The following is a 24842-nucleotide window of genomic DNA, read 5'->3' as shown; positions in this document are numbered from 1 at the left end:
ATACCCAAGGACACCCCATGCCCCACATCACAGAAATCGAAGACCTGAAACGCATCTATAAACGCCGCGTGCCAAAGATGTTTTACGATTACTGCGAATCCGGGGCCTGGACCGAACAGACGTTTCGCGAAAACTCATCCGATTTCGATTTGCTGCGCCTGCGCCAACGGGTCGCCGTGGATATGGAAGGGCGCAGCACCGCCACAAAAATGATTGGCGAAGATGTTTCAATGCCCGTCGCCCTCGCCCCCGTGGGCATGACCGGGATGCAGCACGCCGATGGCGAAATTCTGGCCGCCAAGGCCGCCGAGAAAAAAGGCGTGCCGTTCACCCTGTCCACCATGTCGATTTGCAGCCTTGAAGACGTGGCGCGCGAAACCAGCAAACCGTTCTGGTTTCAACTCTATGTCATGCGCGATCAGGATTTCGTCGCCAACATGATCGCCCGCGCCAAGGATGTGGGATGTTCGGCGCTGGTGCTGACGCTGGATCTGCAAATCCTGGGGCAGCGGCACAAGGATATCAAAAACGGCCTGTCGGCCCCACCCAAGCTGACGCCAAAATCCATTGCAAACCTGGCCACCAAATGGAGCTGGGGTTTGGACATGCTGAAAACCCCGCGCCGCCAGTTCGGCAATATCGTGGGCCACGCAAAGGGCGTGACCGATGTGGCCAACCTGTCGGCCTGGACGGCCGAACAATTCGATCCGCGGCTCGATTGGGACAAGGTTGCCAAACTCAAGGAGCAATGGGGCGGCAAGTTGATCCTGAAAGGGATTCTTGACGTTGAAGACGCCAAAATGGCGCTGAAAATCGGGGCCGATGCGATTATCGTGTCCAACCACGGCGGGCGGCAATTGGATGGCGCGCTGTCATCAATCCGGATCTTGCCCGAAATCATCGATGCCGTCGGCGATCAGGTTGAGGTGCACATGGATGGCGGCATCCGGTCGGGCCAAGACGTGCTCAAGGCGATCGCACTGGGGGCCAAAGGCACCTATATCGGCCGCGCGTTTATCTATGGGCTAGGCGCGATGGGGCAAAAGGGTGTGGAAACGGCGCTGGATGTGATTCACAAAGAGATGGATTTCACCATGGCCCTGTGCGGGCATAAAAACATCGAAGATGTGGACCGCGACATCCTGTTGATCGACGATGATTTTTACCGCTGGCGGCGCAATACCTAGGGCCGCTATGCCCCAAGCGCCCGCCACAAAACCCGACCCCCTGTTTGATCTGCGCTGGCAGCGCAGCTTGGGCGATTTGCGCGCCGCCCTAGACCGGCTTTATGCACGCCATACGGATATGGGCGATTTCATTGCCCGTCTGCGCGCGCTGCTGGCGGAAAAATGGGCGGCGCGGCCTCGCGATCTGCGGGCGCTGGATCTGGCGCGCGATGTGATGCCAGACTGGTTTTTAAGTCAAAACATGGTCGGCTATGTGTTTTACATCGACAAATTCGCCGGTACCCTGCGCGATGTGCCAAAACACATCCCCTATCTGCAAAAAATGGGCGTAACCTATGCCCATTTCATGCCCTGCCTGAAACCCCGCCCCGGCGATAGCGATGGCGGCTATGCGGTGATGGATTATGGCGCGATCAATCCCGCCCTGGGCACAATGAAGGATTTCCGCGCCACCACCAAAAAACTGCGTGCGGCGGGGATTTCAACCTGCATCGATATGGTGCTGAATCACACCGCCAAAGAACATGACTGGGCCCAAAAGGCCCGCGCAGGCGATCCGTATTATCAAGCGTTCTATCGCATGTTTGACGATGAAACCCTGCCGCGTGAATATGAACGCACGCTGGTTGAGGTGTTTCCAAATCAGGCGCCGGGCAATTTCACCTATTACCCCGATATGGGCAAATGGGTCTGGACCACGTTCAACGAATACCAATGGGATCTGAACTGGGAAAACCCCGAAGTTTTCTTGGCCGTTCTGGGCATCATCCTGGATCTGGCCAATAACGGGGCCGAGGTGATGCGCTTGGACGCCGTCGCCTTCATGTGGAAACGCATGGGCACCGGGTGCCAAAACCTGCCCGAGGTGCATGATCTGTTGCAGGCCATCGTTCAAGCCACGCGCATTGCCGCCCCGGCAATGGTTCACAAGGCCGAAGCCATTGTCGGGCCACGCGACTTGGTGGCGTATCTGGGCCAAGGCCGCCATGCGGGGCGCGAAAGCAACTTTGCCTATCACAACAATCTGATGGTGCAATTCTGGTCATCATTGGCCGCGCGCGACACGCGAATGATGTCGGGCGTGTTGGCGCACCATTTTCCCGAATCGTTTCGCCGCGCGCAATGGGCCACCTATATTCGCTGTCACGATGATATCGGATGGGCGATTGATGATCGCGATGCCGCCGGATTTCCGCCAATCTCGGGGCCGGGCCATCGGGCGTTTCTGGCCGATTTTTACAGCGGGCAGTTTCCGGGCAGTTGGGCGCGCGGTGCCGATTTTCAGGTGAACCCAGAAACCGGTGATCGGCGCACCAACGGCAGCTTTGCCTCGCTTGCCGGGTTGGAAACGGCGCTGGAATCGGACGATGAGGGGCAGATTGATCTGGCGGTGAACCGGATATTGCTGGGCCACGCCCTGATCGCATCGTTCGGCGGGATGCCGTTGATTTATATGGGCGATGAGATTGGCCTGTTGAACAATCACAGCTACCGCGACGATCCTGATCTGGCGGGCGATGGCCGCTGGATGCAGCGCCCGGCGATGGATTGGGTGACCGCCCAAGCGGCCGAGGCAGGCGGTACGCCAAGCGCGCGCATCTGGCGCGGCACCCGCGCGATCATGACCCGGCGCAAGGCCACCCCACAATTGGCGGGCAATGTTCCCACGCGCATTTTACACACCGGCCACCCGGCGCTTTTTGTCGTTCAGCGTCTGGGTGATGATCAAACTCTGACGGCGGTGTTCAATTTCACCGAACATGTGCAACAGATTGCGGGTGAAACCCTGGGCCTGATCCCGGGCACCCGGTACATTGACGCGCTGAATGACGCGCCGCTGGCAGGCGACACGGTGATCCTGCCCCCCTACGGGCGGGTTTGGCTGCTGCCTGCCACCTGATATTCGCTGCGCCGCAATGGCACGAGCATGGCCACAATCGTCAGCAACAGCACCCCGATCAACGCAAAAGACATCCGCAAACCGGCGAGTTCCGCCACCCCGCCCATCAATGGCGGGCCAATGAAAAACCCCAGAAATCCAATCACGGCAGTGCGCGAAATCGCCTTGGTGCGGTGTTCGGGGGCCACGCGCCGTCCGACCAACGCCAGCCCCATGGGCGCCAGTACCGAAATGCCCAACCCAAACAGCGCAAATCCAACATAGGCCATGGCAAGGTTCACCGCCCCCGCCGCCACCAACACGCCAATGGCCGATACAATCGCCGCCCACCGGATCACCACGCTGGCGCGCAATCTGTCGGCAATCAACTGCCCCGAAAACCGCCCGATTCCCATGGTCAGGCCCAACATCGCCGGGCCAAACGCGCCTTGCGCCGCGCCGCCGCCCAAGGTGCGTTCGATATGCAGCGCCGACCAGCCTTCGGCGGCGTTTTCGGCCATGAACCCGATCAAAACAATCGCGCCGCCCCAAAACACGATCTGGGTGGGAAAGGCGCGCCGCACCGCGCCTGCGACCTCTTCGATCACCGCAACGGGCATCCGCATACCCATTGTGGCCACCAACGCCACGGCGCTGACGGCGGAAAACATCGCGATGGGGGGCAGCCCCGCCTCGCGCGCGAACCCGGTGATCAGCGCGGCAACCGCATAGGCAAAGGAAAACATTGCATGATTCAGGTTCATCAGCGACCGGTCATGCGCCGCCTCAAGTTCACTGACCCGCGCGTTCATCACCACATCACACAGCCCCGAACCCATTCCGACCAACGCCATGCACAGGCCAAAAACAACCAGACTGCCCGCCAGACCGGGCAATAAAAACGCCAGCGACAGCGCCGCCGAGGCCACAGGCAGCGCCCACCGGCCCAACCGCGCATCGGCAAGAGGCGCCAACCACATCGCCATCACCAGCCCAATTGCCGAACACAACAACGCCAACCCAAACGCCGCGTCACCGGCGCCCAGACCGGCCTTTATCACCGGAACAAACGCGGCAAATGTTCCCCACAATGCGCCCATTCCGGCAAAGGCCAAAGCGGGGGCGCGTGACAATCGAACTGCGGACAAAATACTCATGATCGGGCCTTGCCAGCCAAAGATGCAAACGGCAAGTGCAATGTCACACCCCGCACCAAAGCGCGCGCCGTTGGCGTTGCTGTGTCATGCCCGCTCAATTCCATCGCGCCACCTTGCAACAATCTCTTTCCAAGGCGCGCGATATCGCCTATAGCCGCGCACTCATGGGCGGACACCCTTGGAGGCCGCCCGCAACTTAGAATCAAATGGAGAACTGCAATGGCTGGTAATACCCCAGACATCCAGGCGCTGCCACGTACGGGGACAGGCAAGGGGGCCGCCCGTTCCGCACGCCGCGAAGGACTTGTGCCCGGAGTCGTCTATGGCGGCGGCGCTGACCCGCTGCCGATCAACCTGCCCTACAACGAACTGCTGAAGCTGTTGAAAGCTGGCCGGTTCTTGTCGACCCTCTTCAATCTGAAGATGGAAGGCCAGGAAGATGTGCGCGTGATCTGCCGCAGCGTACAACGCCATGTGGTCAAGGATCTGCCGACGCACGTTGATTTCATGCGTCTGCGCCGGACCAGCCGTGTATCGCTGTTTATCCCGGTTGAGGTTGAGGGCGAAGATGAGTGCCCCGGCCTGAAAAAAGGCGGCGTGCTGACCATGGTTCGCCCCGAAGTCGAACTGCGCTGCACCGCCGGTGACATTCCTGAAAAGATCACAATCTCGATCGCAGGTCTGGAAATTGGCGATACGGTCACGATTTCGTCGGTCACCCTGCCCGAAGGCACGCGCCCGACCATCGACCGTGATTTCGTCATCGCCAACCTGTCGGCACCGGCCGGTCTGGTGTCTTCGGAATCCGAAGACGAAGACGAAGTGGCCGCCGACGAAGTACCGGCATCCGCAGTCGAAGAATAAGTTCCACTTTCGTGAAACGCACAGGCGGGGCCCCTCACCGGGCCCCGTTTTGTGTTTTTATCGTTCCACCCCGCGCCTTGCCCAGGTCAGGATGATCGGTAAATCCTTGGGCGGTGCCGGTCAGCTGCGGCCCTGAATACGGTCGTTGAGATAGGTCGCAAAATCGTAATTCGGTCTTTCGAGATGGCTCAGATGGCCGGGGCGTGCCAGATCGGAACACAGCCCGGTATATACCTTTTCGGTACAACCGCGATCCTCTTGGTTGACCCGGTCCAACAGGTCTTTCAGCGCGGCAAAGTGTTCGTGCGATTTTGGATCATTCACATAGTCGGGCGACAGACCGCCACCAAAGATGATTTTCACCTTGCCCGGCCCGTCGGGATGCAACGACAGATACCAGAAATATCCCGGCGTCAGCGTGATCATCAACGCTGGATAGACGGTCAACAACACCGTCGTGCGCCGCAAATCACCGCTCAGCGTGGTGTTGGACGGATGCGCATTGGTCAGTGGCGCGGCGGCATCTTTCAGGATCGTGTGATAGTTGTAGGCCGCACCAGACGGCGGGCAATCCATTTCTTCAAGACTGACAAAGCCGCCAATCGTGTCGGCATGGCAAACCGGCAGGTGATAGGATTCCATGAAATTTTCGGCCAACACCTTCCAATTGGTGTTCCAATGGTGATGCTCCTGAAAGGTCTGCACATAATTCTCCAGACCATAGGGCGCGATCAGATCGGCGGCCTGTTGCAGATGCGAATGCGGGTCGGGCGCGTCGGGGTTCAGCGATACCAATACCCATCCCAGCCATTCGGCACAGCGCAGTTGCGGCAGGCAATAATCGTGCCGGTCAAACCCCTGATTCAGCGCCATGCCCGGCGCACCGCGCAACTGACCATTCAGGTTATAGGTCCAGGCGTGATAGGGGCAGACGACGCTGCGCACATTGCCCGCCCCTTGCAACAGGGTCGACATACGGTGCAGGCAAACGTTTGATTGGGCGCGCAATACCCCATCGCCATCCCGCAGCACCATGACCGGCTGTCCGGCAATGTCAGCGGTTATATAATCCCCGGTCTTGGCGAATTGTGTCGAACGGCCAACGCACACCCATTCCTTGGCAAATATTTCTGACAGTTCGCGCGCCAGAAATTCCTCGGATGTGTAAACACTGCGCGGCATCGCGCGGGCCTGTTCAAACGGCAGCGCGACGTTTTGCGCCAATTCCCGGGCCGCGTCGGGGGTGGGGTGCATGTTCATAACCGGGGGCCTTGTGTCTGTGTCATCCACCGCCAGCATGCCGCGATTTGGGCCGCAGGGGCAAGCATCCGGCGCGCTATTTCACCTCTCGCGGGCCGCATCGGGCACCCAACCGCCATATAGCGGGTGATCGCGCGCAAGGGGCAGGGCAACCGGCAGATTGCTGCGCGCCGAGGCATAGACCGCGGTGACAAATTCCAGACTGCGCCGCCCGTCCTGCAGCGTTACATCGCGCCCGCCCTGGCCATCCAACGTATCTGCCAATGCCTCGAACATCCCGGCAAAACCTGTTTTCGCCTCGCTCACTTGTGCCAGAACCGCATCAATTTGCGTTTGTGTGGTCGGCGCGCGGGCAGTAAACCGCCATGATTTTTCCGCCAGGGAATAGGGCGCGTGATCGGATTCAACGGTGAAACCCTCGAACAACAGGCGCATCCGGCTGGTATCATCTGCCGCGCCCAACGTGACCGAACTGGTGATCAGCGCGCCGCATTCCATGCGGATCGAGAGGGCGGCGCAATCTTCCACCTCAATGTCATTCACACGGGTGGCAGTATCGGCAAACACCTGCGCCACCGGGCCGATCAACCAAGCCAACAGATCGTGAATATGGATTGCATGGCCCAGCAATGCGCCGCCCCGCTCACCGGCCCAGGTGCCGCGCCAAGGGATGTCGTAATAGGGTTTTTCCCTGTTCCAGTGGGTTTCCAACGTGCCCGCATAACAGCGCCCCGCCAGCCCCGCCTCAATCAGCGCCAGCAATTGCGCCGTGCCCAGCCCATAGCGATATTGAAACACAGGCGAAACAATGCCGCCGGTCTGCGCCACCTTGTCGGCCAGTTGATCGGCTTCGGCCAATGAGGCGACCAATGGTTTTTCACAGACCACGATCTTGCCAGCCTCCAGCGCCGCAAGAATAGCAGAAAAATGCAAATGGGGTGGCAGGCAGATATCAACGACATCAACCTTGGGGTCGGCCAGGATGGCGTTGTAATCATTGCCATAGGTGACGTCAGGATGCGTTCGCGCCAAGGCACCGCCGCGCTCGGCATCCAAGTCACAAATGCTGTGAATCTGATAACGGTCGGGAAGCGCCCCGTAGCCCAAAAGGTGCTGCGCACCGATGCCCGCGCCGATGATTGAAACACTGCGGATCATGACGCCATGCCTTGTGCACGAATCGCCAATTCCATCGTCGTGAATGTATGGCGCTGCGATACGGCGTTTTCGCTGCGGTCCTGCACATCGGCACATAAACGCGGGAAATAAGGCAGCGGCATCTGCGAACAATCCATATGAACGTTGTCTTGGCCGTTCACCAGATACAGATTGCCGGTGCGGTGTGGCTGGCCGATATCGGTATATTTTCGCAGCTCGATCTGCCCCTCGGTGCCTTGCAAAAACAACCGCCCATCCCCCCAGGTGGGCAGGCCATCGGGCGTAAACCAATCCACCCGGATATACCCCCGCCCCCGGTCCGAGCGCAGCACGATTTCACCAAAATCCTGAAACCCCGGATGATCGGGCATTGTTGTATTTTCAACAGCCGCATGGGCAATTTCGGCACTGTCTGACCCGGTGAAATGCAAAAATTGATCAATCTGGTGGCTGCCGATATCACACAGAATGCCGCCGAATTTTTCGGTTTCAAAAAACCAATCGGGCCGGGTTTTCAGGTTTTGCTTGTGCGGCCCCAAGCCCAGGGTTTGAACCACCCGCCCGATGGCTCCGGCGTTCACCAATTCTTCGGCCTTGGCAACGGCGGCCACTTCGAACCGCTCTGAAAAATTCACCGTCCAGATCCGGCCTGTCCGTGCCTGACACTCTTTGATCGCGGCCAACTGCGCCAATGTGGTGCAGCCGGGCTTATCGACCATCACATCCTTGCCCGCTTCCATCGCCGCGATGGCAAGATCGGCACGATCACAGGGAATGGCACTGATCAGCACCATCGCCACCTCGGGATCGTCCAGAATTACGCGGTAATCGGCGACCTTTTCAAGCTTTGGAAAAGTTTCGGAAAACTTCTGCTCGGTCACTGCGGTGCCGTCCGTCCACCACTGGGCACAGGTGCAGCCCTGAGCCAGCATATTCCCCAACATTCCAAAGATATGACCATGATCAATACCGATGACGCCCAGTTTGAATGGCATTTATACGTTCCTCCGGGCGCCGGTACGGGCCGATTTTTCCAACGCATCAATCAGGCGATGCACCTCTAATGCGCTGCACCCGGGCACCATTGGCGCGCGCCCCTGGCTCAGCGCTGCGGCGAAATCTTCGATCATGGCGCGGTGCCAATCTGACGTGAACGCCATCGGATCGGCCCCTGCCCCGCTGGCTGTGGCGGCGCCGAATGTTTCGCGCCGCCCATCCTGCCAATCAATCGACAACAGGTTGGTATCCAGCCGCGCCGAGCCGTTGGCATAATGCAGTGTGATCGTCTCGGGTCGGCCCGGAAAGCTGGCCGTGGTGGCCGACAGGGTGCCAACCGCGCCATTGGCAAAGGCCAAACCGGCGCTGACGAAATCCTCAGCCTCCATCGTGTGAAATCCGGTGGTTGCGGCCATCGCGGTAACCTGGGCCACCGGGCCGGTAAGCGACAACATCAGATCCAGTGTATGAATGGCCTGTGATATCAATACGCCGCCACCATCGCGCGCATAGCTGCCGCGCCCCGGTTGATCGTAATACGTTTGCGGCCGCCACCACGGCACGTGCACCTCAACCATGCGCAACGCCCCGAGTTCGGGCAGCATACGGCGCAAATCACCCACCACAGGGCGGGCGCGGTGTTGCAACATGATCCCCAAGGGAACACCCGCAGTTTCACAGATATCAACCAAAGCAGTGGCCGCCGCCAAACTGCGTTCAACCGGTTTTTCCATCAGGATTGGTCTACCGGCCGCCGCCAGTTCGGCCACGATGTCGACGCGCGCATTGGGCGGTGTGGTTACGATCACGAAGTCCACATCGCTGGCGGCGATTTCAGCAATCGATCCATGGTTCCGTGCGTTCAGGCGATGCTGTTCCAGAAACGCAGTGCGCGCCGTATCACGAGGGGCAAACACCCCCGCCAGGGTGATGTCGGTCTTTGCGAGGGCATCGATATAGGTGGCCGAAACCATGCCCAATCCGATCAAAGCGGTTTTCATGCGGTGGCCCGCCCGATCAGCTCCAGCGCGCGCTCGTCTTCGCCTGCGAAGATATGAAACCGGTTTGGATCGAACGTCACGCCAATTTCCTGGCCCCGTCGCAACGGAATTTGCTGGCCCAGTTGCACGGTCAGCGTTTCGCCATTTGCAAAAACCGTATAAATATAGGTGACCGAGCCAAGCTGTTCGAAATTCTGCACCTTCACGGTCATATCCCCGGCCCCGTCCAGCGATACGCCAATGTTTTCGGGCCGCAAACCCAAGGTGCATTTTTCCGGCTGGCTCAGCGTTTGCCCCAACCGCACCGGCATTTTCAGCCCACAGTCCATATCAAGCGTGCCATCCGGGTGGATCATGCCGGACAGAAAATTCATCTGCGGCGCGCCCAGAAATCCGGCGACGAATTTATTGCAAGGGCGGTTGTATAATTCCAACGGTTTGCCGACTTGCTCAATCTGCCCGGAGCGCAGCACGACAATGCGGTCGGCCATGGTCATCGCCTCGACCTGATCATGGGTGACATAGATCATCGTGTTGCCCAATTGCGCATGCAGATTTGCAATCTCTACCCGCATTTGCAGGCGCAATTCGGCATCAAGGTTTGACAGCGGTTCGTCGAATAAAAATATCTGCGGTTCGCGCACGATCGCCCGACCAATCGCCACCCGTTGCCGTTGCCCCCCCGAAAGCTGTCCGGGGCGGCGCGCCATCAACGGATCAATTTGCAACAGGGCGGCGGCGTCATCGACCCGGCGGTCGATTTCGACCCGGTCCATGCGCAGGTTTTCCAACCCGAATGACAGGTTTTGGCGCACCGACATATGCGGATACAGCGCATAAGATTGAAACACCATCGACAGGCCCCGCTCAGAGGCAGGCACGGTGTTCACCCGCTTGCCCTGCAACAGAATATCACCCGAAGTCGGGTCATCCAGACCGGCAATCAGACGCAGCAAAGTGGATTTGCCACAGCCCGACGGGCCGACAAACACCACAAATTCGCCCTCTTCGATATGCAAATCGATGCCGTGAATAACCTGCAACGCGCCCCAGGATTTCTTGATGGTCTTCAGTTCCAAAGCCGGTATCATCATTTCAAACCCGTCGTCGCAATGCCGGTGGTGATAAAGCGTTGCAGCCACACAAACACCAGGGTGATCGGAATAAGCGATACAACCGTCATCGCCAGGATATAATGGAAGTCGCTATCAAATTCGCCGCTGAACGTGGTCAGACCGATTTGCAGCGTATGGGCCGAAGGATCGGAAATCAGCACGATCAGCGGCCATAAAAAATCGTTCCAACGCCAGATCACCGACAGGATTGCCAAAACCGACAGCGCCGGAAGCGATAGCGGCATCACAATGCGCCAGAAAATGCGCCATTCGCTGGCGGCGTCCATCCGCGCCGCCTCAAGCAATTCATCGGGAATGGTCAGCATGTATTGGCGCAACAGGAATACGCCCGTGGGCGTGGCAGCGGCGGGGATGATCACGCCCCACAGGCTGCCGAAAATGCCGAACGACCAGACCACAAAGAACAGCGACACCAGAATGATCGACGAGGGTATCAACAAGGTGGCGATGATCAGGATGGTAAAGGTCAGCCGCCCGCGAAACCGGTATTTTGACAGGGCAAAGGCGGCCATGGCGTTGATCAATAGCGTGATCGCCGTGGCCATAACGGTGACAAATACACTGTTGAACAGATAGGTGAAGAAGGTGAAATTATCCTGCCCATTTCGTTTCAAAATCGGGTCAAGGTAATTTTCCGTGGCGATCCGTACTTCTTCGTTCGGTTCCAACCCGGTGCGCGGCACGGTGAACACATCGGTCGGGTTATCGAATGTGGCCACGTCGGTTTCACGCCGGGTGGGGCCAGCCTTGAACACCTCTTGGGTGGTGCCGGCCTCATCAATATAAATCCAGCTGGTTTTGTTTCCCACACCTTCGACCGGGCGTTCGATTTGCGACATTGGCAAAAGCCGGGTGTCGAAACTGTCAACCGCGCGTTCGGGTTTGACCGAACTGGCGAATGTCCACAGCACCGGCACCAGGATGATCAAAACGCCCAACGCCAGATATCCATAGGCCAGAATGTCAGCGGCGCCGATGCGATTTGCCTTGTCGGCGCTGCCGCGCGTGCGGGTCAGAAAGGTGGCAAGGCCCATGGTCACAGCTCCGACTGGCGGCGGGTGATGAACAGTTGGAAGAACGTGAAAACGGCAATCACGATCGCCATCAAAACCGACCCGGCCGCCGCCTCGCCATAGGCGGGCCGATCGCCGGTAAAGGCGGTTTCATAGATATGTTGCACGATCATGAAGGTTTCGCGCCCCGGCCCACCCCCGGTCAAAAGCCAGACTTCATCGAAAATCTGAAAACTGCGGATCAGCGACAGCACCAAAACCACCACCAGCGTCGGCATGACCAGTGGCAGGGTGATACGGTAAAACGCCCGGGCGGGTTTGGTGGCGTCCATCTTGGCCGCCTCGTACAGATCGGCGGGAATCGCCTGCAGGCCCGCCAGCAGGATCAGCATGTAAAACCCCATGTGCGACCATGTGAACACAAAGATCAGCCAGAAGAACGGCCAACCGGTGTTGGGCTGTACCAACCAATTGATCGGGCGGAACCGGCCAAAATCAAACACGGCGTCAAATTGAATCGTCAACAGCAGGATCACCGCGACAATCGAAAACCCGGTGATCGCCCAGCTTGCGCGCGGATGCGCGGTTGAGACAAACCACAACAACCCGCCCACCAACACCGCGCCCAGCCAGAAAGACGGCGCCGCCTGAAACCCGATCATCGCCAGCGGGCTGGCCCAGGTGAACACCGCCAGAAACAAAACCCCGAACAGGGCCGCCCACGGCAGTGACGGATCAACGCTGGCGCGCAGCGCCCGTTCGCTGCTTACCAGCAACAGGACCGCGAAAAGGATCGTGGCGACCATATCAAACCCGGCCATGCCCGACAGCGCGGTCATCGCATCGGACGCCTGGCCCAACCCTTCGTTCAGAATGCCCTTGCGGTGCAGAACCCAGTTCCAGATGTTGGCGATCACCACCGGCGACAGCATGACGGGGTAAAAGAACATCGCCCGCCAAAACCCGCGCCCCACCAGATTTTTGTTCACCACCAACGCGGTGGCCAAGGCAGCCGCGCATAGGATTGGCACCTGGATCAACACAAACATCAACGTGTTGCCCATGCCGCGCCAGAAACTGAACCCCTGATTGGAACAGGTCCGCGGATCGAAATAGCTTTCGCATTGAAAGATCGCGCTGTAATTCGCGCTGCCGATCCAGGGGCGATCAAACAGGTTGATTGATGATCCACCCGTAAAGCTGACGTAAAAATTCAGGATCATCGGCGCGAAGGTGAAGAAGCCGAAGATCACCATATTCGGCATCAACAGCGCATAGGGCACGCCTTTGCGGCCAAACACGCTTTGTGACAATTCCACCGGAAACCCGATCAGATCCATCGCAAAACCAGGAATCTGTTTCACGCCATAGGTGCGGCGCGACAGCAACCAAAGGGTGCCGCCGCCAATCCAGAGGATGCCGATAATCAGGCTCGCAAGTCCGGCGATGCTCATGGTGGGAGAGTCCTTGGTTCAGGCGTCGTGGGGTGCGGGGCCACTTTGGCGCGGCCCCGCAACAGGATCAGTTGGTGTTGGTTGCGATCTCTTCCTTGATCTTTTCCATCGCCTCATCCAGCGTCAGTTCGCCATTCATCGCCGCGCCCAGATATTGAGCGGTGGCATTGAAAACGACAAAGTTATCCGGGCTGCCCTGAAGCGCAAAAGCCTGTGGCGTTTGCTTGGCGGCGACACCGGCCATGGCGGCAAAGGTGTTCAACCCGTCAGCCACAGCGGCCGAGGCCCCCGCGCTGGCATAATCCAGCCCCTCTTCCTGCAACTCGGCATGGGCCGGGATTGAAAAGGTGCGGGTGTACCATTCCTTGGCGTTTTCCTTTTCCGCCAACCACGCCACGAAATTTGCGGCCTCTTGCGGGTGTTCGGTATGGTTGAAGGCCACCACCCCTGCCCCGCCCGGCATCACGCCACAGCCCGCAGGCCCACAGGGCACCGGCACCACGGCCCAGTCGAATTTGTCACCGACATTCGATTGCACATTGCCCGCGTTCCATGACCCCGACATGTAAAACGGCACATCCTGGTTAAAGAACATTTCGTTTCCGTTGGCATATTTGCTGCCCGATACGGCAGGCCAGATATCGGCGGGCATCAACCCCGAGGCGTGCCAATCCAGCATCATCTGGCTGAATGTCCGGAACCCGTCATCGATCAACAAACCACCGTCGGCATCGAAATATTTCGCGCCGTATGACATGGCAGGGCCGGCCATGCGGTGGCCCGACCGGTCCATGATCATCCCGGCATAGGCGCCGGTTTCGTCCATTACGGTCTGGGTTGCTTCGGCCCAATCCTCCCATGTGGCGCCGTTGGCGGGCAGGTCCACGCCGGCCTCTTCGAACATGGTCAGGTTGGCATAGGGGCCGGTCACGGTCAGTTCCGAGTGAAAGCCATAAATCCCATCGGGCTTGCCCGCGCGATACCACGGCAGAACCGCGCCATAGGCGGCCTCCCAGGCGGCGGCATCCACATAGGGGGTCAGATCAAGGTAATAGGAATTGAGCCCGCCCAGATTGGTGACCAAGGCGATATCGGGCCCTGATCCGGCCTCGAGCTGCACGGGAAGCTGTTCGCGCACCACATCATACCCGACCACGTTCAGGGTGATATTCACATCCGGGGCAACAGATTTGTAACGTTCGATGAAATCGGCAATCACCACCGCCTGATTGTCATTGGCGTTGATCATCAGGTCAAGATCGGCAGCACTGGCCGCCGCACCAATGGTCAGGGCAAGGGCGGATGCCGTGCCAAAAACCAACGCCCGGCGGGCGCGTGTGATGTGATAAGTCATGGTTCCTCCCAAAAGGTTAATACTGTGTTCCCAGCATTGCCTTGATACTGCGCAGCATTGGGGAATGCGTCAATAGACTGTATCAATCAGGTATCAATTTTTCGGGTCAAGCGGGGAAATCAGGTGTTTCCACAGAAAATCGGGCATTTAATCGCGGATATCGGGCGTTACCGCCAGCCCGGCGCGCCATTGCCAGAAGGCCGACACAGTCATGTAATTGCAATCGCAGCCATGGTTACGGGTTTCGATCCGACAACCCATGGATTACCCATCGCACCGGTGCGCACGGGATTTGTGGCTAAAGACGCGAAATTCTCGCAACCGCGGCCCATTCCCCACATCCAGGGAAACGGGCCGCGTGTGGTTTGGGTTTTACACGCCGCTATACGTCATGGGGCGTGTTTTCTGATCAACGCTCATCCGCTGCGGCGGGCGCTTTCAGGGTCACCGGATTGTTCTGAAGGCACCAATGCGCGCACAAGTTTGCGCATGTTCAAAACCCCGACAGGCGCGCCATTCTTGATCACGCGATAACTCAGCTTTGTGTCGCCTTCCGACAGGGCAATGACCGATTCAAGGGTGTCGTCGTGATCTATTTCACCGGCATGATCGCCCGATACATCGGTCGTGCGATCCATGACCGACCGCACGCGCAAAACGCGGGCGCGGTTGATATCGCTGACGAAATCTTCGATATAGGGGTCGGCCGGGTGCAACAGAATATGTTGCGGCTCGCCCTGTTGTACGACCAGCCCGTCTTTCAACACCACCAGATGATCCGCCAGTTTCAGCGCCTCGTCCAGATCGTGAGTGATGAACACCACGGTTTTCTGCAGCTCGGCCTGCAATTCGATCAGCAGGTTCTGCATGTCGGTCCGGATCAGCGGGTCAAGCGCGGAAAACGCCTCATCCATCAGCATGACGTCAGAATTGCTGGTCAGCGCACGCGCGATGCCCACCCGCTGCTGCATCCCGCCCGACAACTGATGCGGATACTGATCGCCCTGGCCATACAGGCCGACCCGATCCAGCCATTTGCGCGCCTCGTCGGCATATTTGCTTTCCCGCTCGCCTTCGATCGACGGGGCAAGCCCGGCATTTTGCAACACCGTACGATGGGGGAACAACGCGAATTTCTGAAACACCATCGACATCTTGTGCTGTCGCAAATGGCGCAACTGCTTGTCGTTATACTCCAGAATATTCTCACCATCGACCCACACTTCGCCTGCTGTGGGTTCGATCAGACGGTTGAAATGGCGGATCAGGGTTGATTTACCTGACCCAGACAACCCCATGATAACCGTCGTCTTGCCCGCAGGAACATCGACGTTGATATCGTTGAGACCCAGCACATGATTGTGGGTCTCAAGCAGTTCGGTTTTGCCCATGCCATCCTTGACATGTTGCAAGGCGGGTAATGGATCATCGCCAAACACCTTGTAAAGGTTGCGGATCGAAATCTTGATGTCTGCATCGCTCATGTCCGTCACCCCTTTTATGATTGGCTTGTGTTGATACGGGCCAACGCGGCCTTGGTGACGCGGTCAAGAATGATCGCAAGCAGCACGATACCCAGACCCGACAACAAACCAACGCCCAATTCCAACGACCGGATACCGCGCAGCACCAACACACCCAAACCGGGCGCCGATACCAACGATGCGATCACGACCATGGCAAGGCTCATCATGATGGTCTGGTTGACGCCGGCCATGATATTGGGCAGCGCCAGGGGAATTTGCACGTTAAACAATTTCTGCCGTTCGGTCATCCCGAATGCGTCGGCCGCCTCGATCACGTCCTTGTCGACCAGACGAATGCCCAGATCGGTCAATCGCACGACGGGCACGATGGCATACAGAATGATCGCGATGCCGTACAATTTCGGCTCGGTCACTGAAAACAGGAAAATCAGCGGGATCAGATACACAAAGGGCGGCAATGTCTGAAGCATGTCAAGAACCGGAATCATGGTTCGTTGGGTTCGGTCACTGCGCGACATGGCGATGCCAATGGGCACCCCGAACAACACACATATGAACGCACAGACGAATATGATCGCCAGCGTTTGCATGGTGTAATCATAGTAATCGACAAACGCGAGGAAACCAAAACACAATGCCACCAGCAGAACCAGCTTGAGCGATCGTGAAACAGCATAGGCAACAATCATCAGCAGCGGGATCATGATGAACCACGGCACCGCCTGCATCACCCAAAGCGCATTTTCCAACGCCCAGCTTAGCGGTTGTGTCAGCGGATCAACCACAATCTTCAGGGTGTCCTTGATCGCCAGAAACCCTTCTTCAAGGCCGCTGGTCAATTCGCGCGATTGCGGAAACGAAGGGCACGCCTCGTGCAGGGCGTCCATCGAGGGAAACGGCGTTTCCCATGGCGATGCTTCGACTTCTTCACCCGAGGTTTCGGCCAGCAATTGCGCCATCGACAGCATACTACCGCCGTCGTCGCCGCTTTCTCCGCACCATTTGCGCAAGCCAAGCCCATCAAATACGAAATCGTAAGTCGCCATGAATCCCTCATCCGAGCCGGTTATTTTCGCTCGTTTTTTGTTGTTCTGTTCAATCGACGACAGGGCCGGATCATCTGATCCTGGCCCTGTCGGTTATCAATAGGCTGGCAGGCATTGCGCAATGGCAACCGCGAAACGGTGCCAAAGCCCTTGCCCCATTACGCTTACTTCAGCAGCGGTGCCAGCTTTTCTTTCGCTGAATCGTTGATCCAGGCGCTCCACTCATCCGGGTTGTTCTTCAGGAAATAAACAGCCGCTTCTTCGTTCGATGCGTTGTTTTCTTCTTTCCAGGCCAGAATCTGGCTCATCGTGTCGGTCTTGAATGTGACCTTCGACATCAGTTCGGCAATGTCGGGATGGCTTTCCATGAAATCCTTGGTCACAACCGTCACCACAGGGGCGGACGGAAACGACGACGGCATCGGATTATCCGCACCAGCGTTTTGGTTGTTGGCATGGGCTTCTTCGTTGAACTCACCCAAATCAATGCTGGTCATGTCGAATTTGCCCAGTGGCGTTGTCGGCCCCCAGTAATAGCCAAACCATGGCTTTTCATCCTGATAGGCCGATGCCATCGACGTGGCCAGCGTTTCGCCCGACCCGTGGTTGAACACCTCGATGCCCGAATCTTCCAGACCAAAAGCGCGAATCAGGTTGTCGTTGGCAATCCGGCAGCCCCAGCCATCGGGGCAGTTGTTGAACATGCCGCCCACCAATTCAGGGTTTTCCATCACGCCTTCAATCGTGGCAAGTTCCGGATGTGCTTCGACCAGATAGGTCGGCAACCACCAGCCCTCAACACCGCCCGGGTCCAGAACGCTGCCCACTTCTTCGATCCGGCCTTCGGCCATCAGCTTTTTATAAACGTCGCCGGTCGAGTTGCTCCAAAGCTCGGTCACGATGTCGGGTTCGTTGTTTTCCGACAGCGATGTCACAGCAGGCGTTGTGTCGGACGGCACCGCCGTTACATCACAGCCATAGCCCTGTTCCATAAGGAATTTCGAAACCGCAGTAACAATCGCCGATGAATCCCAGTTCATTTCGGTGATCGTGACTTCGCCGCACTGCTCCTGGGCGAATGCGATCGAGGGGCTTGCGAGAACTGCAAATGCGGCGCCGTAAATAAATCGTGTCATTAAAGTATCTCTCCATTTTTAGGTCCGTGACGGCAATCAGCACCGTGGCGCCCAACCATCAAAAGCCGCTTAAATCCCGCAACGCCCCTGTCAGATCGTGATGCCCAACAGGCATTCGGATGTGGCAGGGCGGCTTGGGGCTAAAGCTGCTATCGGCACTAAACCTAACCTGCTGGGGCAAGAGTTCAACTAAGTAATTGTCTGTTCGCGACATTGCACAAGTCGCATTTGTATGCAGGTCGGCGGCAAACGGCATGAAATCTGCGCGCCAAGCACCGCTCTGCGCCGTCAGAAACGGGCAAAAACCAACGCCAATGGCAGGGCGCGCCAGCGGCCCCAATCGGCAATCAAAACATGATGTGGCGCGTCAGCGCCTCCGTCAGGTCAGACCTGGCCCCAAACGATCCGCAGCGCGGCCAGACCCGCGCTCAGCGCTGGCGCAGCTTGTCCATGACCCGCGCCCATCCCCCCGGGCTGACCAGAAATGACAGTAAAAAACCGGCCCCAAACCCCGACAGTTCGGCCACCCAATAATTGCCGCCGCCAAACAACAGGCCAAACGTCAACTGGAACACCATCAGGAACCCGATCAGGGTGAACGCCTTGGCACGGTTTTGGTGCATCGCGCCCAGCCCGGTCCACATCACGAATGAATAGGCCCCGATCAATCCGTACACCGCCGGATACCCCCCGATCAACGCCATGCGGTCATCCAGAACAAGACCATACACCACGGCCCCCACAATGGCCGAGCCGAAAAAGATCACCAACATCGCGATGGGATGAAACAGCTCTCCGACGTATTTGCCCATGGCCAGAAGGAACACCAAAACAAACGCCAGATGTGCAAACCCCTGATGCACGAACACATAACTGACCAGGCGCACCATGTCGCGCGCCGCCCATTGCCCCGTGGCCAAAGACCGTTCAAACAGATCGGGAATGAACGCATAATCGTTGAACGCCGCAATCCGCCAGCCCACCGCATCGGCCCCGCCAAAGCCACGCGCACCGGCCTGAAAAATCAGCTCGATCACCACCAAAGCCGCGGTCAGGGCCAGCACCACAGGGGGCAGCGGGTTGAACGGCGGGGCATTATACGACTGTTGCATTATGGGGCTTTCCTTGACGAGGGTTGCGCCCATGGGTAAGCGAGCGCAGACGGAATTTCCAGCGGAGTATCCATGATGGCGCAGCCTTCTTTCACACCCCGGGTGTTTTCGGGCATTCAGCCTTCGGGCGGATTACATCTTGGAAATTATCTCGGCGCGATCAAACGTTTTGTCGATATGCAAAACAGTGGTCTGAACGGGCAATCCTTTGAAACCATCTATTGCATGGTCGATCTGCATGCCATCACCACCTGGCAAGATCCCGCAACTCTGGCACACAACACCCGCGAACTGTGCGCCGGGTTTATTGCCTCTGGCGTTGATCCCGAAAAATCGGTGCTGATCAACCAATCCCAGGTGCCCGAACACGCGCAATTGGCGTGGATTTTCAACACCGTGGCGCGGATGGGTTGGATGCAGCGGATGACCCAGTGGAAAGACAAGGCCGGCAAGAACAGCCAGAATGCGTCCCTCGGCCTGTTTGCCTATCCGGCGCTGATGGCGGCGGATATCCTGATTTATCATGCCACCCATGTGCCCGTGGGCGAAGATCAGAAACAACATATTGAGTTGACCCGCGACATTGCCGCGAAATTCAACAATGATTACAAGGTCGACTTCTTTCCGATGACCGAACCGGTGATCGAGGGTGCGGCAACGCGCGTTATGTCGCTGCGCGACGGGTCAAAAAAGATGAGCAAATCCGACGCTTCCGATGCATCGCGGATCAATATGACCGACGATGCCGATGCCATCGCCAAAAAGATTCGCAAGGCAAAAACCGACCCCGATCCGTTGCCAGAAACCTTAGAGGGTTTGGAGGGCCGCCCCGACGCGCGCAATCTGGTCAACCTTTACGCCGCCCTGTCGGATATTTCCGCCGAGGCCGCGATTGCCCAGGTCGCCGGGCAACAATTTGGCCAGTTCAAACCGCTGTTGGCGGATTTGGCGGTTGAAAAGCTATCCCCGATATCCTCGGAAATGGCGCGGCTGATGCAGCACACCGATGAGATTGACCGGCTTTTGGCCCGCGGTGCCGAACGCGCCCGTGAAATTGCCGCGCCGATCCTGGCAGAAACCTATAAGATCGTGGGATTGGTGAAGTAGCCCCAAAAGGATTTTCGCCTTCGGCGAGGATATTTTAAGCAAGAAAAAACCAAGGCGTGGTTTCAGGGTTGCGTGCCTTGCCACAGCAAGCGTTGATCGCCGCCCAGTTTTGAATTGGCCAAGGTTTCGGTTTTTGCCGCCAGGGCGCTGGCGGCATCGCTTGACGTAAGGGTGAGATAGGCCGGCACCCAGGCAATGGCGTGGGGTTCCAAATTCTGTGTGCCATCGAAATAGGTTTGCACCTGGCCTGAATATTCTGCAGTGCGCAGGCCGCCGTTTGCATAATCGTCCAACGCATAGGTGACCGCGCGAGGCAATGCGCCGTTGCAGATGGTCATCAACGCCGGATCGGTTGGGGCCGCCCGCGCGGCCAGGGTGACCAGCGGCGCGATGGCGTGGAACTGATAGTGCAGCCCCCATTTTCCGCGCCCGGTTTCTTGCGGCAGGCTGCCATCTTCGCGCGCGCTGCACAGTATTCGCGCGGCCGAGGCAAAGGCCCAGAGCCGCGCCGCATCGTCGCCGGTTAAATCGGCGACCTGAAATATCGCCAAGCTGGCCCAGGCGCGCAGATTGCCACGCCGTGCGCCGTGGGTGGCATCCTTTTCCCAGAAATCAATTTGTTCCGCGCTGCGTTTTTCCAACCAACGTTCGATGGCGGCGGTTCTGTGGTTGATCTCGGCAAAGGGGCGCACCTGGCGATACGCCTCGGCAATGCCGGCCAAACGCCCCCCCACCGAAAGTTGGGCGGTCAGGCTGCCCAAATCCGACAGGGCATCGGCCCAAGCCCAAGCGGCAATCCGCGCGACGACGCAATCGGCCAGTGCCGCCTCGGGCGCGCCATGGCGGGTGACCGTGTTGGCGGCAAAGGCCAGATCACGGATAAAATCATCGACAGGGGCCAGCGCGGCGTTGACCGCTGCATTGCTTTCATCGTCGATGGTTGCGCGGCTTGCATCCTCGGCCACATAGCGGCTGCCGAAATCGAGGGTTACAACCGGTTCGGTTGGCGGAAAACACCCGGCAATGGCGGGGCTGGCCAGTCCGACGGCCAAGCCCAGGGTTGGGAGAATGTGGTTTGGTTTCATTCGCTTAGCCCCACCAGACGGGTGATTTCCCGGGCTTTGTCGCTGCCCTGTTCTGCGGCGCGGGTCAGCCAGATCAACGCGCGGTCGCGATCCGCCGGCAAACCGATGCCAAAGGCCAGTGCCTCGCCCAGTTCGGTCATGGCGGTGGTATCGCCCGCCTTGGCGGCGCGGGCCAGCCAGCCCATGGCGGCGGTCAGATCTGCCGCACCTGCCGCCTGTTCGCGCAAGACCAGACCATGTATGCGCATCGCCACCGCATCGCCCGCCTCGGCGGCACTGCGATAGATCATCGGCATGTCCAACAGCGCTTCGATCCGGGTGCGCGTGGCCTGATCCGCGTTGCGGTGGGCCGACAGATAGCGCGACAGCACCGTCATTTGCCCACCCTCCAGCGCCGATGCAATTATCCGCGCCGCGCGATCAGGATCGTAAGACGGCCCGCCGGGTGTCACGATCAGGCGAAAGATCTCGACATCGGCGTTGATATCGCCCTGTGCGCTGGCCTCGGTCAGCAAATCCATTGCACGGGGGCCCATTTCAGCCTTGCCACCGCGCAAATAGGCGCGCGCCAAGGCGATCATCCAGGATGTCCGCTCTGGCGCCAGAACATCAGCCACCGCAAGCCAGTGGTCTTCCTGCGCAGTATTGCCCAAATCGCCGCCCAGCGCGGCCATTTCCATGGCACTGCGAAACGAACAGGGCATGATCCCGGCGGCGCGGGCTGCGTAATACCCGGGCCGGTCGCCATGGCGGGCGGCAAACAGTTGCGCGGCGTAATCGCCATTGGCGTCAATCACGGCGCGAAACCGATCAAATATCGCGCTCCGGTCGGCGGGGGTGTTGGCCAGAGCGGCCAGACCGATCATCGCCCGCCCATACCCCATCGCAGACGAGCGGGTCAGCTCAATCGTGGCGGCGGTGCGGGCCTCGGTGCTGAGCTGTGCCAGTATTTCGGGGCCATACATGCCGCTCACCAAGGTGTCGTTCAGCCAACCGGCGAAATTGGGGCCCGAGGTCGCGTGCCGTTCGCGCAAGGCGGCAAAGATCACCGCGTGAACGCCCGGATCGCGGGTCAGGGTCAGGTCCAGCTTGGCCTGGGCGACCAGGCGCGCATCGGTCTGGTCAAAGTAGTTGGCCCAGAAATTGCGCATCGCCTCATCGGCGAACGGTGCGGCCTTGATCACGCGGCGCCACATTGCCAATCCGTTCGGTGATCCGCTGAGCGCGAAAGACTGTATTTCGGCAAGCCGGGGGGCATTGTCAGCGATGGTCAGGCTTAACAAAGGGCTGGAATGATCATCGGAATCCGATACGCCGATGGCCTGCTCTTCAGCCAGCCAATACTGGGCCGCGGCGCGATCTGGCGCGCCGTTGGCACGGCACACATGGGCGGCGCGGATCATCTTCATCGGCTGTGATCCACCCCGTTCATTTACCACATGGGCCAACAAATCAACGGCCCGATCGATATTTGCCGCGTTGGGGCTGTTGGCCAGGATCAGTTGCGCCAACATCACATGGCCATCAAGATTGCCGCGTTTGACCGCCTGTTCCAACAGGGGGCGCGCATCGCCCGCACCGGCCCAGACGCCGCGATCTTCCAGCGTTGTTTCAGCCAGTTGCGAAAACGCCCAGCCCGGCGCGTCGTTGCGCGCGGTAAGCTTTTGCAACACCGTAACGCGTGGCGCGCGCACTGTCGGATCGGCAGGTTCATGGCGGCGCAAAAACAGGGCAAATTGCGACAAACCGCGCAGATCGCCCGAGCGCGACGCCGCCTCGTACAGGGCATAGGCGCGGTCGATGTTTCGGGGGGCCAGGGCGCCGCGTTCCAACACCCGGGCCAGTTCGATCTGTGCATAAGACAGATCGGCCGACGCAGCCATTTCGAGATAGCGCAGCAGCAGATCGTTGGTTTTTTCAAACTGTTCGGCACGCATGTGGTATTCGACCACCTTCCATGCCGCATGGCCACTGCCCAGATCGGCGGTAAAGCGATACCAATCATGGGCCAGCTGCGGATCGGGCGTGACGACGCCGCCCAACCGAAATTGGGTGGCGATCCGGGTGGCGCGGTCGCAAATCTGTGGGTCCAACTCGCCCACCATGGTGCTGAACGCGGTGGCTACGGCCAATTCTGCCGGAACCGACCAGTCGGCAGGGGCCTTCCCGGCCAGTTGCAGCGCGGCCAGCGCCAGCAGCGCCTTGGGATCGCCGGCATAACCCGCATCAACCAACAACCGGTCGGCCATGGCGGAATCGGCGGCAATACCGATCCCGTTACGCAGATACCGCGACAGCACCAGTTTTGACGCCGGTTTCAAGTCATCGATCTGCGCGGCCAACTGTGCGACAAGGCCGCTTGTGGTCAGGTCTTCGAATTTGCCCGCACCGTCCAACACGGCAATGCGCATGACCAAAGCGGTTTCGCCCTCAAACACCGGATCGGATTTTTCCAACAGATCCATTGCGCGCGTCACCGTATCGAACCAGCGCGCGCCGTCGATCTGAACCAGCCGGTTCATATCACGCCGAATGCTGCGCATCGGGCGGTCGGGCAGAACCCGTTGATCCCAATCGCCCCAAAAATCGGTGGTTTCATCATCGGTGGGGGGGGATTCGCAAATCGGCCCCGGCGTGATCGCGGGGGGGCGGAATTGCAGATCCAGCGTGTCTTGCGCCTGAACCGGACTGCCCAGCGCGAAACATGCCACCAGAACACACCGAAGGCCCGACAGCCGCCGGTTTGGGGGCGATTGAATGTGGCCTTCGGGCATCATTGGTTACCTTTGATAGGTGTTTGGCACCGCGACGGCGGTGAATTGGCTGTCGGCCCCGGTCAATACGACCGACACGCCGGCGCGACGCTGCAATGCCACCGCGCCGACGGTGGCCAGGGTTTCGTCACCGACGCGCAGTTCGAAATCAAGCGTCAGAGGCGCCTTCAGCGCGACCGATTTTGCCCCCGACAGCGGCACGCCCTGCAACGCCACAGCGCGCGCGGCGGGCACGAACAAATCAACCCCGTCGCGCATGCTGAGGTTATATAACGACACATCCGCCTTGGCCGGGTTCATCGCCAGATCATCGACCAACACCACCGGATCGGCACCGGTTTGCAACACGATGGTGTAATGGCTGCTGGGCGCCACAGTCAGGTCGGTGGTGCCGCCCGCATGGGTTATGGCCACGCTGCCGGGCATCACGTTGACATAGGGCGACAGGCCGGCCTCAAAATCGCTCAGCCGGGTGCCGGCCACGGTGGCAAAGCCCTGACCGGGGGCAAGAACGCGGATAAAGCTGGATTGTGGATCAAACACATCCTGATACAGGCCCGCATCGCCCGCGGCGGACGTTGTGGTCGGGATCAGTGTGGCAAGGCCGAGGGCCAGAAAACGGCGTCTGTCGAACAT

At 59.0% G+C, this 24842-nt stretch carries 20 protein-coding genes; 4 read left to right on the top strand and 16 right to left on the bottom strand.

The window, feature by feature from the left end; genetic code table 11:
• Positions 1 to 17: 17 nt before the first annotated feature.
• Both C8265_RS06125 and C8265_RS06120 read left to right on the top strand, forming a co-directional pair.
• Positions 18 to 1187: an alpha-hydroxy acid oxidase gene (locus C8265_RS06125; RefSeq protein WP_108483120.1), complete on the top strand. Its 1170-nt coding sequence runs from the start codon at positions 18 to 20 to the stop codon at positions 1185 to 1187.
• 7 nt (positions 1188 to 1194) lie between these two features.
• Entirely contained in the window at positions 1195 to 3087 is a 1893-nt protein-coding gene (locus C8265_RS06120; protein WP_108483119.1) for an amylosucrase, read from the top strand.
• On the opposite strand, the gene C8265_RS06115 is transcribed toward C8265_RS06120, so the two are convergent.
• Positions 3054 to 4223 carry an MFS transporter gene (locus tag C8265_RS06115; RefSeq protein ID WP_108483118.1) on the bottom strand — a complete coding sequence of 390 codons (1170 nt, stop codon included), beginning with the start codon at positions 4221 to 4223 and terminating at the stop codon, positions 3054 to 3056. The two genes, C8265_RS06120 and C8265_RS06115, sit on opposite strands and share 34 nt — an antisense overlap.
• A gap of 219 nt (positions 4224 to 4442) precedes the next feature.
• Between C8265_RS06115 and C8265_RS06110 the strand changes: the two genes are divergently transcribed.
• Entirely contained in the window at positions 4443 to 5087 is a 645-nt protein-coding gene (locus tag C8265_RS06110) for a 50S ribosomal protein L25/general stress protein Ctc (RefSeq protein ID WP_108483117.1), read from the top strand.
• A gap of 120 nt (positions 5088 to 5207) precedes the next feature.
• Here the strand turns inward: C8265_RS06110 and C8265_RS06105 are convergent, their stop codons facing one another.
• The 12 genes from C8265_RS06105 to C8265_RS06050 all read right to left on the bottom strand — a co-directional run bounded on the left by C8265_RS06105 (position 5208) and on the right by C8265_RS06050 (position 19240).
• Positions 5208 to 6347: an aromatic ring-hydroxylating oxygenase subunit alpha gene (locus tag C8265_RS06105; RefSeq protein WP_108483336.1), complete on the bottom strand. Its 1140-nt coding sequence runs from the start codon at positions 6345 to 6347 to the stop codon at positions 5208 to 5210.
• A gap of 81 nt (positions 6348 to 6428) precedes the next feature.
• Entirely contained in the window at positions 6429 to 7505 is a 1077-nt protein-coding gene (locus C8265_RS06100; RefSeq protein ID WP_240610995.1) for a Gfo/Idh/MocA family protein, read from the bottom strand.
• Positions 7502 to 8500: a Gfo/Idh/MocA family protein gene (locus C8265_RS06095; RefSeq protein ID WP_108483116.1), complete on the bottom strand. Its 999-nt coding sequence runs from the start codon at positions 8498 to 8500 to the stop codon at positions 7502 to 7504. Before C8265_RS06095 ends, C8265_RS06100 begins: the two co-directional genes overlap by 4 nt.
• Positions 8501 to 9502: a Gfo/Idh/MocA family protein gene (locus C8265_RS06090; RefSeq protein ID WP_108483115.1), complete on the bottom strand. Its 1002-nt coding sequence runs from the start codon at positions 9500 to 9502 to the stop codon at positions 8501 to 8503.
• Positions 9499 to 10596, bottom strand: coding sequence for an ABC transporter ATP-binding protein (locus C8265_RS06085; RefSeq protein ID WP_338065771.1), 1098 nt, complete (start codon positions 10594 to 10596; stop codon positions 9499 to 9501). Before C8265_RS06085 ends, C8265_RS06090 begins: the two co-directional genes overlap by 4 nt.
• A complete protein-coding gene (locus C8265_RS06080) occupies positions 10593 to 11672 on the bottom strand; it encodes a carbohydrate ABC transporter permease (RefSeq protein WP_108483113.1) in 1080 nt (359 codons plus the stop codon). The genes C8265_RS06085 and C8265_RS06080 overlap by 4 nt, the downstream gene beginning before the upstream one ends.
• A 2-nt stretch (positions 11673 to 11674) precedes the next feature.
• Positions 11675 to 13105, bottom strand: coding sequence for a carbohydrate ABC transporter permease (locus C8265_RS19645; protein ID WP_206050283.1), 1431 nt, complete (start codon positions 13103 to 13105; stop codon positions 11675 to 11677).
• A gap of 67 nt (positions 13106 to 13172) precedes the next feature.
• A complete protein-coding gene (locus C8265_RS06070; RefSeq protein ID WP_108483112.1) occupies positions 13173 to 14459 on the bottom strand; it encodes an ABC transporter substrate-binding protein in 1287 nt (428 codons plus the stop codon).
• Between the two features lie 416 nt (positions 14460 to 14875).
• Complete coding sequence (locus C8265_RS06065) at positions 14876 to 15943, bottom strand: quaternary amine ABC transporter ATP-binding protein (RefSeq protein WP_108483111.1); 1068 nt, start codon at positions 15941 to 15943, stop codon at positions 14876 to 14878.
• 14 nt (positions 15944 to 15957) lie between these two features.
• Positions 15958 to 16992, bottom strand: coding sequence for an ABC transporter permease (locus tag C8265_RS06060; RefSeq protein WP_108483110.1), 1035 nt, complete (start codon positions 16990 to 16992; stop codon positions 15958 to 15960).
• 164 nt (positions 16993 to 17156) lie between these two features.
• Positions 17157 to 18128 (bottom strand): ABC transporter substrate-binding protein, encoded by a 972-nt coding sequence (locus C8265_RS06055; RefSeq protein ID WP_108483109.1) that lies wholly within the window; start codon positions 18126 to 18128, stop codon positions 17157 to 17159.
• A 428-nt stretch (positions 18129 to 18556) separates the two neighbouring features.
• Positions 18557 to 19240: a rhomboid family intramembrane serine protease gene (locus C8265_RS06050; protein WP_108483333.1), complete on the bottom strand. Its 684-nt coding sequence runs from the start codon at positions 19238 to 19240 to the stop codon at positions 18557 to 18559.
• A 75-nt stretch (positions 19241 to 19315) separates the two neighbouring features.
• Here C8265_RS06050 and trpS point away from each other — a divergent pair, with 75 nt between their 5' ends.
• Positions 19316 to 20347 carry a tryptophan--tRNA ligase gene (gene trpS / locus C8265_RS06045; RefSeq protein WP_108483332.1) on the top strand — a complete coding sequence of 344 codons (1032 nt, stop codon included), beginning with the start codon at positions 19316 to 19318 and terminating at the stop codon, positions 20345 to 20347.
• 62 nt (positions 20348 to 20409) lie between these two features.
• On the opposite strand, the gene C8265_RS06040 is transcribed toward trpS, so the two are convergent.
• Genes C8265_RS06040 through C8265_RS06030 form a run of 3 tightly spaced genes read right to left on the bottom strand, consistent with a single transcriptional unit; the run spans position 20410 to position 24842 of the window.
• Positions 20410 to 21432, bottom strand: a complete 1023-nt coding sequence (locus tag C8265_RS06040; protein ID WP_108483108.1) for an alginate lyase family protein — start codon at positions 21430 to 21432, stop codon at positions 20410 to 20412.
• Positions 21429 to 24206: a tetratricopeptide repeat protein gene (locus tag C8265_RS06035; protein WP_164512280.1), complete on the bottom strand. Its 2778-nt coding sequence runs from the start codon at positions 24204 to 24206 to the stop codon at positions 21429 to 21431. Before C8265_RS06035 ends, C8265_RS06040 begins: the two co-directional genes overlap by 4 nt.
• 6 nt (positions 24207 to 24212) lie before the next feature.
• Positions 24213 to 24842 carry an alginate O-acetyltransferase AlgF gene (locus C8265_RS06030; RefSeq protein WP_108483106.1) on the bottom strand — a complete coding sequence of 210 codons (630 nt, stop codon included), beginning with the start codon at positions 24840 to 24842 and terminating at the stop codon, positions 24213 to 24215.

The organism is Oceaniglobus ichthyenteri, assembly GCF_003057885.1.
GTDB classification, from domain to species: Bacteria; Pseudomonadota; Alphaproteobacteria; order Rhodobacterales; family Rhodobacteraceae; genus Oceaniglobus; species Oceaniglobus ichthyenteri.
Note: the sequence above shows the minus strand (reverse complement) of the source record. Positions and strands in the feature narration are given on the sequence as shown.